The following is a 16,060-nucleotide window of genomic DNA, read 5'->3' as shown; positions in this document are numbered from 1 at the left end:
TGACGCTCTCGAAGGCCCGACCCTACGGTCCATGTCGATGCATGAAACGATTCAGGAAGGGGTCGCATGACCGCCGAAGCACCGGACACGGACCGCGCTCCGCTGCTGGTACTCGACGGCGTGACGAAGTCCTTCGGGGCCGTCGCCGCGCTGCGCGGGGTGCACCTGGCGCTGCACTCCGGCGAGGCGCACGCCCTGGTCGGTGAGAACGGAGCCGGCAAGTCCACACTGGTGAAGATTCTGGCCGGCGCGCACGACCCGGACTCCGGCGAGATGACCCTCGACGGGCAGCCGCTGCGCCTACGCGGCCCCGGCGACGCCCGGGCCGCCGGCATCGCCGTCATCTACCAGGAGCCGACGCTCTTCCCGGACCTGTCGGTGGCGGAGAACATCTTCATGGGCCGCCAACCGCTTCGCGGTCTACGCCGCATCGACACCGCGGCGATGAACCGTGACGCGGCGACACTCTTTCACCGGCTGGGCGTCCGGATCGACCCGACCCGCCCCGCTCGCGGGCTCTCCATCGCCGACCAGCAACTCGTGGAGATCGCCAAGGCGATCTCCTTCGATGCCCGGGTCCTGGTCATGGACGAGCCCACCGCCGCGCTGTCCGGTGTGGAGGTCGAGCGCCTGTTCGCGGTCACCCGGTCGCTCTGCGAGCGCGGGGCCGCGGTGCTGTTCATCTCGCACCGGTTCGACGAGGTGTTCGACCTGTGCCACCGCATCACCGTGCTCCGTGACGGTGCCTGGGTCTCCAGCGACGCCGCCACCGACCTCACCGTCGACGAGGTGGTGCGGCGCATGGTCGGTCGGGACGTCTCGTCGCTCTACCCGAAGCAGGACGCCGAGTTGCGGGACACCTTGCTCGAGGTCCGTGGGCTGACCCGGAACGGGGTCTTCGCCGACGTGTCGTTCCGCGTCCGGGGTGGGGAGATCGTGGCCCTCGCCGGGCTGGTCGGGGCCGGGCGCAGCGAGGTCGCCCGCGCCGTGTTCGGCGTCGACCGCTACGACACGGGTGCGGTGCTGGTGGCCGGCCGGACCGTACCGGCCGGGAACCCAGGCCGGGCGATCGCCGCTGGCATGGCGCTGGTCCCCGAGGACCGTCGACAGCAGGGCCTGGTGATGGAGCTGTCGGTGGAACGCAACGCCACCCTGGCCCGCCGTCGGGCACTGAGTCGGCTGGGTCTCCTGCTCGGTGGCGCCGAGCGGTCCGAGGCCCACCGCTGGACACGGCGGCTACAGGTGAAGGGCGCCCGGCTCGGGGCACCCGTGGCGACCCTCTCCGGAGGCAACCAGCAGAAGGTCGTACTCGCCAAGTGGCTGGCCACCGAACCACGGGTCCTGATCGTCGACGAACCCACCCGTGGCATCGACGTCGGGACCAAGGCCGAGGTGCACCGCCTGCTCTCCGAGTTGGCCGGCGAAGGTCTGGCCATCGTGATGATCAGCAGTGAACTGCCCGAGGTGCTCGGCATGGCCGACCGGGTTCTCGTCATGCACGAGGGGCGGCTGGTCCGCGAGCTGTCCCGGGCCGAGGCGGACGAAACCTCGATCATGTTCGCCGCCACCGGTCAAGGAGCAGTCGCGTGAGCCCCACCGACGTCGAAGCGCCCGTCCAGACCGCCGGGCACGCCCCGACCGACCCCGGCCGGCGGCGCCGTGGCCTCACCGAGCGGCTGCTGGCCGTACGCGAGCTGAGCCTGCTGATCGCGCTCGGTCTGCTGGTACTGGTCACGACCCTGCGCAACGACCGGTTCCTGAGTGGCCAGAGCGTCAAGGACCTCCTGCTGGGCTGCGCGATCCTGGTGATCCTGGCGGTCGGCCAGACCCTGGTCATCGTCACCCGCAACGTCGACCTCTCCGTCGGCTCGATCCTGGGCCTGGTCGCCTTCGCCACCGGCACGCTGTTCGTCTCCGCGCCCGGCACCCCGTGGCCGGTGGCGCTCGTGCTGGGCATCGCGTTGGGCGCGCTGTGCGGGGCCGTCAACGGCGGCCTGATCGCGGTGGCCCGGGTGCCCGCCCTGGTCATCACCCTCGGCACCCTCTACGCCTTCCGGGGCGTCGACTACTACTGGGCGTCCGGGCGGCAGATCAACGCCGCCGACATGCCACAGTCGTTCCTGCGGCTGGGCAACCAGACGGTGCTCGGCGTACCCGTGCTCTTCCTCGTCGCAGTGGGCGTCGTGGCCGTCATCGGTTTCTACCTGCGGTCCTACCGGAGCGGCCGGGAGCTCTACGCGATCGGTTCCGAACCCGCCGCCGCGCGCCTCTCCGGCATCCCGGTGCGCCGGCGGGTCTTCGCCGTCTTCGTGACCAACGGCGCCCTCGCCGGCCTCGCCGGCGTTCTGTACGCGGCCCGGTTCGGCACCCTGGACGCGGCCGCCGGGACCGGGCTGGAGCTCCAGGTCGTCGCCGCTGCCGTGGTCGGCGGAGTGGCGATCTTCGGCGGCAGCGGCAGCGCGTACGGCGCGGCGCTCGGCGCCGTGCTGCTGACCACGATCGGCAGCTCGCTCGCCGTTCTGCGCATCGACCCGTTCTGGCAGCAGGCAGTGGTCGGCGCACTCATCCTTGCCGCCATCGGGTTGGACCGGCTCCTGGCCCTGCGGGTGGCGGCCCGGCTCCGAGGGAGAAGCGCCCATGGCGCATGACAGCCTGTACGCGGCACCGCCCACCGCCGAGGCCGAGCCCGGCGCGGGCCGCATCGCCAGCCTGCGCGGGCTGCTCGGGTCCTGGGACGCGGTGATCGTCGCCGCTCTCGTGGTGGTCGTGCTGCTCGCCGGCCTGACCGTGGAGAATTTCGCCACCGGCCGCAACGCCCAGTTCCTGCTGCTCGATCTGGTGCCGCTGGCGCTCATCGCGCTACCGATGACCCTGATCGTGATCACCGGCGAGATCGACCTCTCAGTCGCCAGCATGGTGGGCCTGAGTAGCACCCTGATGGGCCAGCTCTGGCTCTCCAGCGGGCTGTCCCTGGAGCTGATCTGCGTCCTCGTGGTGCTGCTCGGCGCCGTGCTCGGCGCGGTGAACGGCCTCTTCGTCACCGGCTTCGGCCTGCCGTCGCTGGCGGTCACCATCGGCACGCTCGCCCTCTACCGCGGCCTGTCCTTCGTCGTGCTCGGCGACCAGGCCGTCGCTGACTTCCCCGCCGACTGGACGGCCGCCATGGTGCGCAACATCCCCGGCACCTCCGTTCCGGTCGTGATCGTGCCGCTGCTGCTGCTCGCGGTGGTGTTCGCGGTCGTGCTGCACGCCACACCGGCCGGCCGAGCGCTCTACGCCATGGGCAACAACGACCAGGCCGCCACGTTCACCGGCGTCTCGGTCGCCCGGACGAAGTTCTGGCTCTTCGTGGTCTCGGGTGCCGTCTGTGGGCTGGTCGGCATCTTCTGGACCCTGCGCTACGCCAGCGCCCGCGGCGACAACGCCACCGGCCTGGAGCTGACCGTGGTGACCGCTGTCCTGCTCGGCGGTGTGTCGATCTTCGGGGGCCGGGGTGGTCTGCTCGGTGTGCTGGCCGGTGTCCTGCTCCTCGGAGTCCTGCGCAACGCGCTGCAACTAGCCGACGTCGACGCCAACGCGCTGACGATCGTCACCGGCACTCTGCTCATCGCATCCGTCGTACTGCCCAACGCCGTCGCGGACGTCCGCGCCCGGCTGCACCGTCGACGACATCGGCAGCCCGCCGGGTCGTGACGTTCCCCCGCGCACCAACCACCCCCGGAAGGATGACGATGTCCGCGTACCGCAGAGGGCTCCGCGTCGGGGCCACCAGCCTCACTCTCGTCGCACTGCTGCTCAGCGCCACGGCCTGTGGCGGCACCACCCGGGACGACACCGACAACGACGCCGGTGCCGGCAACCAGGCCAGCGGCGCCGCCAATCCCAACGCCGCTCTCCGGGAAGGACTCAAGATCGCCTTCCTGCCGAAGCAGCTCAACAACCCGTACTTCACGGTCTCGGACAACGGCGGAAAGGACGCGGTCACCGAGATCAAGGGTGAGTTCAAGGAGGTCGGTCCCTCCGAGGCCAGCGCCTCGTCCCAGGTCAGCTACATCAACACCCTGTCCCAACAGGGCATGGACGTGATCGTCACCTCGGCCAACGACCCGAACGCGATCTGCGGGGCGCTGAACCAGGCGAAGGCGGCTGGCGCGAAGATCGTCACCTTCGACTCGGACACCAAGCCGGAGTGCCGCCAGGTCTTCGTCAACCAGGTCACCGCCGAGGGCATCGCCGAGAACCAGGTCAAGCTCATCTCGGAGCAGATCGGTGGTGCCGGCGAGATCGCGATCCTCTCGGCCACCGCCAACGCGACCAACCAGAACGCCTGGATCGCGTTGATGAAGACCGAACTGGCGAAGCCCGAGTACAGCAAGATCAAACTGGTCACCGTGGCGTACGGCAACGACGACGACCAGAAGTCCTTCCAGGAGACCCAGGGCCTGCTGCAGTCGTACCCGAACCTCAAGGGCATCATCTCGCCCACCACCGTCGGTGTCGCCGCCGCCGCCCGCTACCTCAGCGGGTCGCAGTACAAGGGCAAGGTCAAGCTGACCGGCCTGGGCACGCCGAACCAGATGCGCCAGTACGTCAAGGACGGCACCGTCGACGCGTTCGCCCTGTGGAGCCCGGCCGACCTCGGCTACCTCGCCGCGTACGCCGGTGCGGCCCTGGCCTCCGGGCAGATCACCGGCGCCGAGGGTGACACGTTCAAGGCCGGCAAGCTCGGCGAGTTCACCGTCGCCAAGGACGGGGTGGTCATCCTCGGCCCGCCCACCGTGTTCGACAAGAACAACATCGACCAGTTCCAGTTCTGAGCGCCCTTCCGGTCGGTGCCGGCGCACGCCGCGCACCGACCGGGGAGCCGACGGGAGAGACACCATGACGCTGCCCGACACGCAGACCCTCGAACGGGTCAGGCAGGCCCTGCGGTCCCAGCGGATCGAGACGCCATCCTGGGCGTACGCCAACTCTGGGACCCGGTTCAAGGTCTTCCCGCAGGAGGGGGTGCCGCGTGACCCGTACGAGAAGGTCGCCGACGCAGCGGTCGTGCACCAGCTCACCGGCATCGCACCCACCGTGGCGCTGCACATCCCGTGGGACCGGGTCGACGACTACACCGAGCTGGCCGCGTACGCGGCGGAGCGGGGTGTCGCCCTGGGCGCGATCAACGCCAACGTCTTTCAGGACAACGACTACAAGCTGGGCAGCGTCACCAACCCGGATCCGGGGGTACGCCGCAAGGCCGTCGACCACCTGCTCGAGTGTGTGGACATCATGGACCGCACCGGTTCCCGCGACCTGAAGCTCTGGTTCTCCGACGGCACCAACTACCCGGGCCAGGACGACATCCGCGCCCGGCAGGACCGGCTCGCGGCGGCGCTGCGCGAGACGTACGACCGGCTCGGCGACGACCAGCGGCTGCTGCTGGAGTACAAGCTGTTCGAGCCGGCGTTCTACAGCACCGACGTGCCGGACTGGGGCACCGCGTACGCGCACTGCCTGGAACTGGGGCCGAAGGCGCAGGTGGTCATCGACACCGGGCACCACGCTCCCGGTACGAACATCGAGTTCATCGTCGCGTTCCTGCTGCGCGCCGGCAAGCTCGGGGCGTTCGACTTCAACTCACGCTTCTACGCCGACGACGACCTGATGGTCGGTTCGGCGGACCCGTTCCAGCTGTTCCGGATCATGTACGAGATCGTCCGCGGTGACGCGCTGGCGCCGGAGGCCGGCATCGCCTTCATGCTCGACCAGTGCCACAACATCGAGGCGAAGATCCCCGCCATCATCCGCTCGGTGCTCAACGTGCAGGAGGCCACGGCGAAGGCGCTCCTCGTCGACGCGGACGCGCTGGCCGCCGCACAGCGAAGCGGCGACGTGCTCGCCGCCAACGGCGTGCTGATGGACGCGTACAACACCGACGTCCGACCGCTGCTCGCCGACCTGCGCGCGGAGGTGGGCCTCGATCCGGACCCGATGGCCGCGTACGCCCGCTCCGGCTACTTCGAGCGGATCCGCGCCGAACGCGCTGGCGGCCAACAGGCCGGCTGGGGTGCCTGATCGCCACACAGATTCGCAGACTGAGGACGTGAGGACCATGCAATCCGAGGTTCAGGCGCTGATCGCGCGCAGCAACCGGCTCGGCGCTGACCCGACCACCACGAACTACGCCGGGGGCAACACCTCGGCCAAGGGTGCGGCCACCGACCCGGCCACCGGCGGTCCGGTCGAGCTGCTCTGGGTCAAGGGCTCCGGCGGTGACCTCGGCACGCTCACCGCGTCCGGGTTGGCCGCGCTACGGCTGGACCGACTGCGCGCCCTCGCCGACGTCTACCCCGGCGTGGAGCGGGAGGACGAGATGGTCGCCGCGTTCGACTACTGCCTGCACGGCCGAGGCGGTGCCGCGCCGTCCATCGACACCGCCATGCACGGCCTCGTCGACGCCGCCCATGTCGACCACCTGCACCCCGACGCCGGAATCGCGATCGCCACCGCCGAGGACGGGCCGGAGCTGACCAAGGAGATCTTCGGCGACCGGGTGCTGTGGATTCCCTGGCGACGACCCGGTTTCCAACTCGGCCTCGACATCGCCGCGGCGGCGCGAGCCAACCCACGCGCGATCGGTGTGATCCTCGGCGGGCACGGCATCACGGCCTGGGGCGCGACCAGCGACGAGTGCGAACGCAACTCGCTGGAGATGATCCGGGACGCCCAGGCGTTCCTCGACGAGCGGGGCCAGGCGGAACCGCTCGGCCCGGTCATCGCCGGCTACGAGCCGCTGCCACCGGACGAACGTCGGCGTCGGGCGGCGGCGCTGTTCCCGGTGCTGCGGGGTCTGGCGTCCACCGACCGGCCGCAGGTGGGCCACTTCGATGACAGTGACGTGGTGCTCGACTTCGTCGCGCGGGAGAAGCACACCGCACTCGCCGCCCTCGGCACCTCCTGCCCGGACCACTTCCTGCGTACCAAGGTCCGTCCGATGGTGCTCGACCTGCCGCCCACCGCCCCCGTCGAGGCCGTGCTCACCCGCCTCAGCGAGCTGCACGCGGCCTACCGTGACGACTACCGCGCGTACTACGAGCGGCACGCCGGTCCGGACAGCCCCGCGATGCGTGGTGCCGACCCTGCGGTCGTGCTGCTGCCGGGCGTGGGCATGTTCAGTTTCGGTGCCACCAAGCAGACCGCCCGGGTCGCCGGCGAGTTCTACGTCAACGCCATCAACGTGATGCGCGGTGCGGAGTCGGTGTCGCGCTACGCGCCGATCGACGAGGCCGAGAAGTTTCGGATCGAGTACTGGGCGTTGGAGGAGGCGAAACTTCAGCGGATGCCGAAGCCGAAGGCCCTCGCCACGCGGATCGCGTTCGTCACCGGCGGCGGCTCCGGCATCGGCCGGGCCATCGCCCACCGGCTCGCCGCGGAGGGCGCGTGCGTCGTGGTCGCCGACCGCGACGCCGAGGCGGCCGGCACCGTCGCCACGGAGATCGGCGGCACCGACGTGGCGGTCGCCGTCGCCGTCGATGTCAGCGACGGTACGGCCGTCGCGAACGCCCTGCGCGACGCGGTGCTCGCCTTCGGCGGAGTGGACCTGGTCGTGAACAATGCCGGGCTCTCGCTGTCCAGGTCGCTGCTCGAGACGACCGAGGCGGACTGGGACGTCCAGCACGACGTGATGGCCAAGGGCTCCTTCCTCGTCTCGCGGGAGGCCGCACGGGTGCTGCTGGCGCAGGGGATGGGCGGGGACATCGTCTACATCTCCAGCAAGAACTCGCTGTTCGCCGGCCCGAACAACGTGGCGTACGGCGCGGCCAAGGCCGACCAGGCGCACCAGGTCCGCCTGCTCGCCGCCGAACTGGGCGGCCACGGCATCCGGGTCAACGGTGTCAACCCGGACGGGGTGGTCCGCGGCTCCGGCATCTTCGCCGGGGGCTGGGGTGCGCAGCGGGCCGCCGTCTACGGCGTGCCGGAGGAGAAGCTGGGCGAGTTCTACGCCCAGCGCACGCTGCTCAAGCGCGAGGTGCTGCCCGAGCACGTCGCCAACGCGGTCTTCGTGCTCACCGGCGGCGAGCTGTCGCACACCACGGGGCTGCACATCCCGGTGGACGCCGGGGTCGCTGCGGCCTTCCTTCGCTGATGACGGCCGTGCGACTGGCCGCCGTGGACGTGGGCGCGTCCAGCGGCCGGGTCATGCTCGCTCGTGTCGGGCCCGAATCGCTGGAGCTGACCGAGGCGCACCGGTTCCGCAACGATCCGGTGCGGGTCGCGGGCACCCTGCACTGGGACGTCCTGGCGCTCTACCGGGGCGTCCTGGAGGGGCTGCGCTCCGCCGGTCCGGTCGCCGGTCTCGGCATCGACACCTGGGCGGTGGACTACGGGTTGCTCGACGCCACCGGTGCTCTGCTCGGCAACCCGGTGCACTACCGCGACAGGCGTACCGAGGGCGTCGGTGACCGGGTGGCGAAGCAGCTCGGCCCGGCGCGGCTGTATGCCACGACCGGGCTGCAACACCTGCCGTTCAACACCCTCTACCAGCTCGCCGCCGCCGCCGGAACGCCTCAGCTGGAGGCCGCGCACCGGCTGCTGCTGATCCCGGACCTCATCGCCTACTGGCTCACCGGTGTGATCGGCGCGGAGGTAACCAACGCCTCCACCACCCAGCTGTACGACCTGCGTCGCCGCACCTGGGCCACCGACCTGATGGCCGACGCGGGGATCCGCGGCGAGATGTTCCCGCCACTGCGCGAGCCGGGAACCCGGATCGGCCCCGTGCTGCCCACGCTCGATCTGCCCGGAACGCCGGAGGTGGTGGCGGTGGGATCGCACGACACGGCCTCGGCCGTGGTGGGAGTGCCGGCGGTGGGTGAGCACTTCGCCTACATCTCCTGCGGCACCTGGTCGCTGGTCGGCGTCGAGCTGGACGCTCCGGTGCTCACCGAGGCGAGCCGGCGGGCCAACTTCACGAACGAATCCGGCGTCGACGGCACGTTCCGCTACCTCCGTAACGTGATGGGCCTCTGGCCGCTGCAGGAGTCACTGCGTACCTGGGGCACCACGGACCTGCCCGCCCTGCTCCGTCAGGCGGCCGACCAGCCGGCGTTCCGGTCCGTGGTGGATCCTGACGACCCCACGTTCCTGCCACCCGGTGACCTGCCCGCCCGCATCGCCGAGACGTGTCGGCGTACCGGCGAGCCGGTGCCGGAGCACCCGGCGGCGACCGTCCGGTGCATCCTGGACAGCCTCGCGTTGGCGCACCAGCGCGCCGTCCAGCAAGCGCAGCAGCTCTCCGGTCGGCACGTCGACGCGGTGCACGTCGTCGGCGGCGGCGCCCGCAACGACCTGCTCTGTCAGCTCACCGCCGACGCCTGCGGCCTGCCGGTCCTCGCCGGGCCGGTCGAGGCGACCGCCCTGGGCAACGCCCTGGTGCAGGCTCGGACCCTCGGCGTGATCGGCGGTGGCCTGGCCGAGCTGCGGTCCGTGCTGCGCGCGACCCAACAGATCGTGCGGTATGAGCCACGCCCCGACGCGACGGCGTGGCGCGCCGCCGCCCGACGGCTCGGATGGGCGGACTGAGCGGGCGGGCGGTCCCGGGTTCAGCACGCTTCGGCGCCGACGGCGGCGTGGGCTCCACGATCTACGAGGCGGGTCCACGCCTGGGCGCCCGGATCTGCGTGGTCCGGGCGGTCTGAATCGCTCGTCACCGACGCAGGGTGGTGGACGGCGTCTCACCGAAGCGGCTCCGATACTCGGTCGCGAACCGACCGAGGTGCACGAAGCCGTGTTGCAGGGCAACAGTGGTCACGGACGCCCCCGGCGCGGCCGAGCGGAGCGTGCGGTGCGCCGCGTCGAGCCGGCAGGCCCGCAGGTACGCCGTCGGGGTGGTCTGCAACTCACGGCGGAAACAGTCCTGAAGTGTTCGTACGCTCACCCGTAGCGCCTCGGCGACGTCACCGACGGTCAGCGCCTCCCCGTGGTGTTCGGAGATCAGGGCGCAGGCCCGGCGGACGAGACGCCCGGGGTGGGCGTGCTGGCCCGGCTCGACCAGCAGGTGGGAGTGGCTGTGCCGATGGGCCAGCAGCAGCTTGCCGATGAGCCCCTGTTCGAAACGGGCGGCTACCTGCGGGTGGTCGAACAGGGACGCGTCGGCCGGCTGGGACAGCTCGTCGGCGAGGAACGCCACCCCGCGCGCCCACGCCTGCGCGGTCGGCGTGGTCATGACCATGCCGACGTCGAGGCGGACCGGCTCGTCCACCGGGTGGCCCAGCAGGCGGGCGAGTTCCCGGTCGACGGCGCGCCGGTCGGCGTAGAAGATCCGGTGGGGCGATCCCTCGGACCACCGCATGTCCGAGGAGTCGTACGGCGACAGCACCGAGGCGACGTCCGGGGTCGAGGTCACGGTCTGACCGGCGTGCCGGACCATCGTGCTGCCGGCGCTGGGGATCTGGACGAGGTAGAAGGTCTCCAACGCGGGCGGTTGGATGCGCACCGCCTGCCCGTAGTCCAGGTCGATGACGCCCACCCCGCCCGCCCGGCGAGCCGCCATCCGCAGTCGCACGGTGTGCACACCCGCCTGCGGGGTGAGCCGGTGTGGACAGAAGACCCGACCCACCTCGGCGCGAGCCCGGTCGACGTCGTCCGTCCGGACCGTCACCGCATCCATCCGACACCTCCCGGGCGTCCCGTCGCGCTGACCGTAAGGCGTGACCGGCCCGGGCCAGACCGGAAAGCCGTCGACCCGACAGGAAAAGGGTCCGGCTGCGGAGCGCGGACAGCGCCCGCGTCGAGCGGATAGCGACAGTCCCGGCCTGCTGGCTAGCGTGCGACCACCGCGGGCGGTCAGCGCCGGCACGGTTCGTACGTCCTTCGGAGGAGATCATGAGGATTGCCGTCGTCGGTGCCGGATTCGCCGGTGTGAGCGCCGCGAAGGTGCTGCGCCAGAGCGGATTCGACGTCACCGTGTTCGAGCGCGCGCCCGACGTCGGTGGGGTGTGGAGTCGTACCCGGCGATACCCCGGCCTGCACACCCAGAACGACAAGGGCACCTACCACCTCTCCGACCTGCCGATGCCCGCCGACTACCCGCAGTGGCCGTCGGGAGAGCAGGTCCAGCGGTACCTGGAGAGCTACGTGGAGAAGTTCGGGCTGGCCAGCGCGCTGCGCCTGTCCACGGAGGTCACCTCGGCCGAGCTGGTCAACGACGAGACCGGGTGGCTGGTCACCTCGCGGCCGGCGGGCGCGCAGGACCCGCTGACCGTGGAACGGTACGACCACCTGATCGTGGCCAACGGCATCTTCTCCGACCCGCTCGTCCCGTCCTTCGCCGGGCACGCGAGTTTCGCCGCCGCCGGAGGGCGCGTGCTGGCAACGGGGGAGTTCCACGACATCGAAGCGGCCCGAGGTAAGAACGTCCTCGTGGTCGGGTACGGCAAGTCGTCCTGCGACGTGGCGGTCCCGGTGAGCGAGGTCGCCGCCCAGACCCACGTGGTGGCTCGTCAGTTGCTCTGGAAGATGCCCCGCAAGCTCGGTGGAGCGGTCAACTACAAGTACCTGCTGCTCACCCGGATGGGTGAGGCGCTCTTCCGCTACCTGCACCTGAGGGGCTTCGAGCGGTTCCTGCACGGCCCGGGGAACGGTCTGCGCCAGCGCATGGTCGACAGCGTCGGCTCGGTCGCGACCCGGCAGTTCAAGCTGCGCGAGCTGGGTCTGGTGCCCAACGGCAGCTTCGAGGACATCGCCCGCAGCACGGTCAGCCTCGTCACCGAGGGCTTCTTCGAACGGGTCACCGACGGCCGCATCGCCGTGCACCGGGATCAGGTGATCACCGAGTTGCTGGTCGACGACGGTGGCCGGCCCGCCGCCCGCCTGGCCGACGGCACGGTGCTCCCCGCCGATCTGGTGATCTGTGGCACCGGCTTCCGCCAGCACGTGCCGTTCTTCGACGACGCGTTGCACGCCCGGCTCCAGGACGACGCCGGTAACTTCATGCTCTACCGGCAGATCCTGCCGATCGGCGTACCGCGGTTGACGTTCGCCGGCTACAACTCGTCGTTCTTCAGCCCGCTCAGCGCGGAGATGGCGGCGGTCTGGACGGCCGCGTACCTGCGGGGTGGCATCACGCTGCCGACCGAGGTCCGGATGCGCGACGAGGTGCGCGCCCGGCTGTTCTGGATGACGAAGCGCACCAACGGCCGGCACGCTCGCGGCACGAACATCATTCCGTTCTCGATGCACAACGTCGACGAGGTGCTGGACGAGTTGGGGCTCAACGTCGGCCCGCTGACCCGGGCCAGGCAGTGGCTGCTCCCCGTCGACCCGGGCTCGTACCGCGGGGTGACGGCAGAGATGATCCGGCGTACCGCCGACCCGGTATCCGCCATCAGCGACGGAGACCCGATAAAGATGGATAAAATACGCAGATAGGGATCATGTGGGGCCGGTGGGCGAGGGAGGCTCGGGGACGATGGCAGCGGAACAGGGTCACCACGGTGGTGTGCCCGTGCCGGCGGCCCTGGCCGGCTGAGCTGTCTCGCCGTCCGTGCTGACGCGCACCGAGTTCTTTCGTGGTCTCGGGGACAGCAGGAGCCCCCGCTCGGCGACCGTCCTGGAACTGCTGTTCGACATCGTCTACGTCTTCGCGCTGGCCCGCCTCGCCGGGCGGGTCGCGGACGACCTGACCATCGTCCGGCACACACTGCTGTCGGAAGCGGGCCAGACCGTCCTGTTCTTCACGGCGATGTGGATGATCTGGTCGCTCAACGCCCTACTGGCGAGCACCTACGATCCCCGGCGCCCCGATCTGCAGGTCGTCCTGCTGGCGACGATGTTCGGCACGCTGGTGCTGGCGGTCACCCTGCCGCAGGCCTTCGGCCAACGCGGCGTCGTGTTCGCCTGCACCTACGTCGTCATCCAGGTCGGTCGACCGCTGTTCCTGTCGTTCGCCCTGCGCGGCCACGCGGGCCGGGCGTTCGCGCTCCGGGTGCTGACCTGGCACCTGGCGTCCAGCGTGCTCTGGATCAGTGGCGGCATCAGTGGTGGTCTCGGCCGGGGTGTCTTCTGGACCCTCGCTCTCGCCATCGAGCTGATCGGCGCCGCCACCACCTACCCCCTGCCCCGGATGGGCAGCAGACAGCTCACCAGCTCAGGGGTCACCGTCTCGCAGGAGCATCTCGCCGAGCGGTACAACCAGTTCTTCATGATCGCTCTCGCCGAGGTGGTGCTCGAGGCCGGCGCGGCGGTCAGCTTCCCGGGCTTCACCACCGAGGGAACCATCGCCCTCGTCGCCTCGTTCGTGGCGGTCGTCTCGTTCTGGCGGATCTACTTCTACCACGTCAGATCCGGCCACGCCTCGACCCCGAGCGGGGAGGGGATCCAGCTGTCGCGGTTTGCGAGCTACAGCCTGCTGTTGATCGTCGGTGGCATCATCTGCACCGCCGTCGGTTTCGGTCAGGTCATCGAGGATCCGCACCCGCCGATCGACTGGGCTCTGGTGGCCATCATCTTCGGCGGCCCGGTGCTGTTCCTGATCGGGCGGAGCGCCCTGGAGAAGGAGGACCGGTCCGCCCCGCGGTGTCGGGCGCTGTACTTCGGCGCGGTGGCGCTGGTCGTGGCGGCCCCGCCGATGGTGCTGCTCCCGCCGATCGCCGTCGCGGCCGTCGCGGCGGTGATCCTGGCCGGCATCACCGTGTACGACCAGCGTGCCCACAAGCGTGGGTCGGAGACCAACCCGACGCTGTGACGACCCGTTGCGAGTCGGCGACCGGTCCGCGTAGGGTCGTCGGGCACGCCGTCGAGCGGGAAGGAGGTCAGAACAATGTCCGATGTTCTGCGCCCCCTCCGCGCTCCGGCGTCCGCGCGGATCTGATCCGGGGCGCGCGCTTCCCGGAGGTCCGACCCATGACTGATCTGGTCATCCGTCCGCTCGTCGCGGGCGAGGAAAACCTGTTCGACTCCATGCCTGATCCGCTGCCCCAACTACGCCAGGTCGCGTACGCCGACGGGATCGCCGGCGGCGGCTACCGTCCCGAGAACACCTGGGTCGCACTGCGCGCCGGCCGGTTGGTGGGCCGGGCCGCCTGGCTCCTTCCGCCGGGCGCCGTCGGTGCCCCCTGGTTGGACCGGTTCGATCTGGACGCCGAGCCGGAGGTGGGCGCCGAGCTGCTGCGCGCCGCCCACGAGGCACTGGGCGGTCCCGGTCTGTACTACGCCGCACTGCCGGCGCACTGGCGGCGTCGGCCCGAGGTGCTGGCCGTGGTGCGGGCACCCATGGAGGCCGCCCGGCTCGCCGGGCTGGTCGAGCGGGGGGAGCGGCTCCGCTGTTCCTGGACGGGCACCCCTCTGCCGGCATCCTCCGGGCGGTACGACTTCCGCGCCCCCGTCGACGTGGCGGAGGTCAAGGCCCTGGTCGCCAGGGTCGCCGAGCCGGACGTGCTGACCGGCGTCGAGATCGCCCGGGTGGTCGGTGGCGTCGACCTCGCCACCGGCCCGCTGGCCTGGTTGGGCGAGAACACCGAGGAGTGGCGTATCGCCCTGACGGCCGGCAACCCGGTCGGGCTGGTCGGCACGGCCGGAGACGCCTGCTACCCCCTGCTCGCCTATCTCGGCCTCCTCGACGAGGCGGCCCGGCCCGAGCTGTTGGCCGAGGCGGTCCGGGTGCTGGCCGCCGGCGGTGCCCGCGAGGTCATCGCCGACGTGGAATCGCACCGGGTGACGGTGCTGGCGGAGTTGGAGCGGACCGGCTTCCGGCAGTTGCGCTCCCGGGTCGTCTTCGCGCCGCCGAACAGCCAGGAATAGCTGACCGGGTGCGCCCGGTCACCCGGGCGCACCCCCTCAGCCGGCGTCGAGCGCGACCCCTGTCAGCATCTGACCATGCCGGAGATCATCGCGCTTCTCGTCGGCGGGTTGGCGCTCGTCGGGGCGGCGGTCGCCGGGCTCTACCTCTGGCCGGTGGGCCGCCGTGGGCTACGGGTCGCACCGGCCCGACCGCTCGACTTCGACACGGCAACCCGTGCCGCAGCGGCCATCATCGCCGCCGAGACGGCCGATCCGGAGGTCCGGCCGGAGTCACGCAGCCGCTTGCTGAGCCACGGTTCCCGTACCGGACGGGCCGTACTGCTGTTGCACGGGTACACCCTCGCGCCCGAGCAGTACGCGGGGTTGGCCGAGGAGTTCTTCGACAGTGGATACAACGTCTGGGTTCCCCGGGCGCCCCGGCACGGGACCGTCGACCGGCGGGCCCACCACCGGGTCGAGGCCGGTGAGCTGACGACCTACGCCGCGCAGGGCTGGGCCGTCGCGGCGGCTCTGGGAGACGAGGTCGGCGTCGTGGGGATCTCCGGGGGTGCCGTGCTGGCCGCCTGGCTGGCCCAGGTGCCGGGCAACGTCGTACGGCATCTGCTGTTGCTGTCGCCGTTCTTCGGTCCGAATCCGCGACAGGCGCCGGCCTACGCGGTGAAACCGCTCATCGTGCTGTACGGGCGTCGCGTTCTCCGGGACCGCGTCACGTCGCGCGGATACTCGCTCGCCGCGGTCACCCAGTACCTGACGATCGCTCGAAGCCTGCCGAATCCGCCCCGGCGGACCGGTCTGCGGACCGCGGCGGTCGCGATCAGCCCGCTCGACGGCGTGGTGGACCTCAGGGCAGCGGTCGACGTGCCGCGCCGGATCGCCGACGCGAACGCGGTAACGCTGCGGGTGTGCACCCTGCCGGAGACGTTGGGCGTCGAACACAACACCCTCAACCTCGCCGCCCTCGGCACCGACGGTGAGGAGTGGCGCCGCCGGTACGTCGCGCTCTACGAGGGGGAGACGGTGCCGGAACCAAGCCCTGCGACGGCGGACAACGCACCAACCCAGCGGTAGCCCCGCCCCTCGCCGTCCCGCCCCCCGCCCCGCCGCCGTCCCGCCCCCGGCCCCGCCCCGCCGATCTTGCACTTTCGGTTGTCGACATGAGTGGGATGCCCCTTATGTCGGGACAGTAAGTGCAAGATCGGCGGGGCGGGGCGGGGGCGGGGCGGGGCGGGGTCGCGGGCGGGGGGAGGGGGAGGGGGGCGGGGTCGCGCGGGGG

The 16,060-nt window shown here is 71.0% G+C and carries 12 protein-coding genes; 11 read left to right on the top strand and 1 reads right to left on the bottom strand.

The features are described 5' to 3' along the window. Positions 1-66: 66 nt before the first annotated feature. The 7 genes from ABTW72_RS00460 (at position 67) to ABTW72_RS00430 (ending at position 9,570) form a co-directional block, all read left to right on the top strand. The gene (locus ABTW72_RS00460) at positions 67-1,590 is read left to right on the top strand and encodes a sugar ABC transporter ATP-binding protein (protein WP_350852213.1); all 1,524 of its coding nucleotides are present in this window, start codon (positions 67-69) and stop codon (positions 1,588-1,590) included. Next, positions 1,587-2,648 carry an ABC transporter permease gene (locus tag ABTW72_RS00455; protein WP_350852210.1) on the top strand — a complete coding sequence of 354 codons (1,062 nt, stop codon included), beginning with the start codon at positions 1,587-1,589 and terminating at the stop codon, positions 2,646-2,648. The genes ABTW72_RS00460 and ABTW72_RS00455 overlap by 4 nt, the downstream gene beginning before the upstream one ends. Continuing rightward, a complete protein-coding gene (locus tag ABTW72_RS00450; protein WP_350852208.1) occupies positions 2,638-3,693 on the top strand; it encodes an ABC transporter permease in 1,056 nt (351 codons plus the stop codon). The genes ABTW72_RS00455 and ABTW72_RS00450 overlap by 11 nt, the downstream gene beginning before the upstream one ends. 38 nt (positions 3,694-3,731) lie before the next feature. Further along, entirely contained in the window at positions 3,732-4,817 is a 1,086-nt protein-coding gene (rhaS, locus tag ABTW72_RS00445; RefSeq protein ID WP_350852205.1) for a rhamnose ABC transporter substrate-binding protein, read from the top strand. 64 nt (positions 4,818-4,881) lie between these two features. Then, entirely contained in the window at positions 4,882-6,063 is a 1,182-nt protein-coding gene (rhaI, locus tag ABTW72_RS00440; RefSeq protein ID WP_350852202.1) for an L-rhamnose isomerase, read from the top strand. Positions 6,064-6,100: 37 nt separating this feature from the next. Beyond that, on the top strand, positions 6,101-8,134 hold the full coding sequence (locus ABTW72_RS00435; protein WP_350853909.1) for a bifunctional aldolase/short-chain dehydrogenase: 2,034 nt from the start codon (positions 6,101-6,103) through the stop codon (positions 8,132-8,134). Continuing rightward, positions 8,134-9,570 (top strand): rhamnulokinase, encoded by a 1,437-nt coding sequence (locus tag ABTW72_RS00430; RefSeq protein ID WP_350852200.1) that lies wholly within the window; start codon positions 8,134-8,136, stop codon positions 9,568-9,570. Before ABTW72_RS00435 ends, ABTW72_RS00430 begins: the two co-directional genes overlap by 1 nt. A gap of 124 nt (positions 9,571-9,694) precedes the next feature. Here ABTW72_RS00430 and ABTW72_RS00425 read toward each other — a convergent pair whose 3' ends face one another. Continuing rightward, positions 9,695-10,657: an AraC family transcriptional regulator gene (locus ABTW72_RS00425; RefSeq protein ID WP_350852197.1), complete on the bottom strand. Its 963-nt coding sequence runs from the start codon at positions 10,655-10,657 to the stop codon at positions 9,695-9,697. Positions 10,658-10,872: 215 nt separating this feature from the next. Between ABTW72_RS00425 and ABTW72_RS00420 the strand changes: the two genes are divergently transcribed. The 4 genes from ABTW72_RS00420 (at position 10,873) to ABTW72_RS00405 (ending at position 15,855) form a co-directional block, all read left to right on the top strand. Beyond that, on the top strand, positions 10,873-12,417 hold the full coding sequence (locus ABTW72_RS00420; RefSeq protein ID WP_350852194.1) for a flavin-containing monooxygenase: 1,545 nt from the start codon (positions 10,873-10,875) through the stop codon (positions 12,415-12,417). Between the two features lie 115 nt (positions 12,418-12,532). Further along, positions 12,533-13,732: a low temperature requirement protein A gene (locus ABTW72_RS00415; protein WP_350852192.1), complete on the top strand. Its 1,200-nt coding sequence runs from the start codon at positions 12,533-12,535 to the stop codon at positions 13,730-13,732. A 158-nt stretch (positions 13,733-13,890) separates the two neighbouring features. Continuing rightward, positions 13,891-14,787: an acetyltransferase gene (locus ABTW72_RS00410; RefSeq protein ID WP_350852189.1), complete on the top strand. Its 897-nt coding sequence runs from the start codon at positions 13,891-13,893 to the stop codon at positions 14,785-14,787. 75 nt (positions 14,788-14,862) lie between these two features. Further along, positions 14,863-15,855 (top strand): alpha/beta fold hydrolase, encoded by a 993-nt coding sequence (locus ABTW72_RS00405; protein WP_350852187.1) that lies wholly within the window; start codon positions 14,863-14,865, stop codon positions 15,853-15,855. Positions 15,856-16,060: the final 205 nt, after the last annotated feature.

Source organism: Micromonospora sp. NPDC127501, from assembly GCF_040302185.1.
GTDB lineage: Bacteria > Actinomycetota > Actinomycetes > Mycobacteriales > Micromonosporaceae > Micromonospora.
Note: the sequence above shows the minus strand (reverse complement) of the source record. Positions and strands in the feature narration are given on the sequence as shown.

Bases quoted from the DNA above. Each gene is read 5' to 3' on its own strand.
- ABTW72_RS00450 (WP_350852208.1), top strand. From the start codon at position 2,638: ATGGCGCATGACAGCCTGTACGCGGCACCGCCCACCGCCGAGGCCGAG.
- rhaS (WP_350852205.1), top strand. From the start codon at position 3,732: ATGTCCGCGTACCGCAGAGGGCTCCGCGTCGGGGCCACCAGCCTCACT.
- ABTW72_RS00435 (WP_350853909.1), top strand. From the start codon at position 6,101: ATGCAATCCGAGGTTCAGGCGCTGATCGCGCGCAGCAACCGGCTCGGC.
- ABTW72_RS00410 (WP_350852189.1), top strand. From the start codon at position 13,891: ATGACTGATCTGGTCATCCGTCCGCTCGTCGCGGGCGAGGAAAACCTG.
- ABTW72_RS00420 (WP_350852194.1), top strand. From the start codon at position 10,873: ATGAGGATTGCCGTCGTCGGTGCCGGATTCGCCGGTGTGAGCGCCGCG.
- ABTW72_RS00430 (WP_350852200.1), top strand. From the start codon at position 8,134: ATGACGGCCGTGCGACTGGCCGCCGTGGACGTGGGCGCGTCCAGCGGC.
- ABTW72_RS00405 (WP_350852187.1), top strand. From the start codon at position 14,863: ATGCCGGAGATCATCGCGCTTCTCGTCGGCGGGTTGGCGCTCGTCGGG.
- rhaI (WP_350852202.1), top strand. From the start codon at position 4,882: ATGACGCTGCCCGACACGCAGACCCTCGAACGGGTCAGGCAGGCCCTG.
- ABTW72_RS00460 (WP_350852213.1), top strand. From the start codon at position 67: ATGACCGCCGAAGCACCGGACACGGACCGCGCTCCGCTGCTGGTACTC.
- ABTW72_RS00425 (WP_350852197.1), bottom strand. From the start codon at position 10,657: ATGGATGCGGTGACGGTCCGGACGGACGACGTCGACCGGGCTCGCGCC.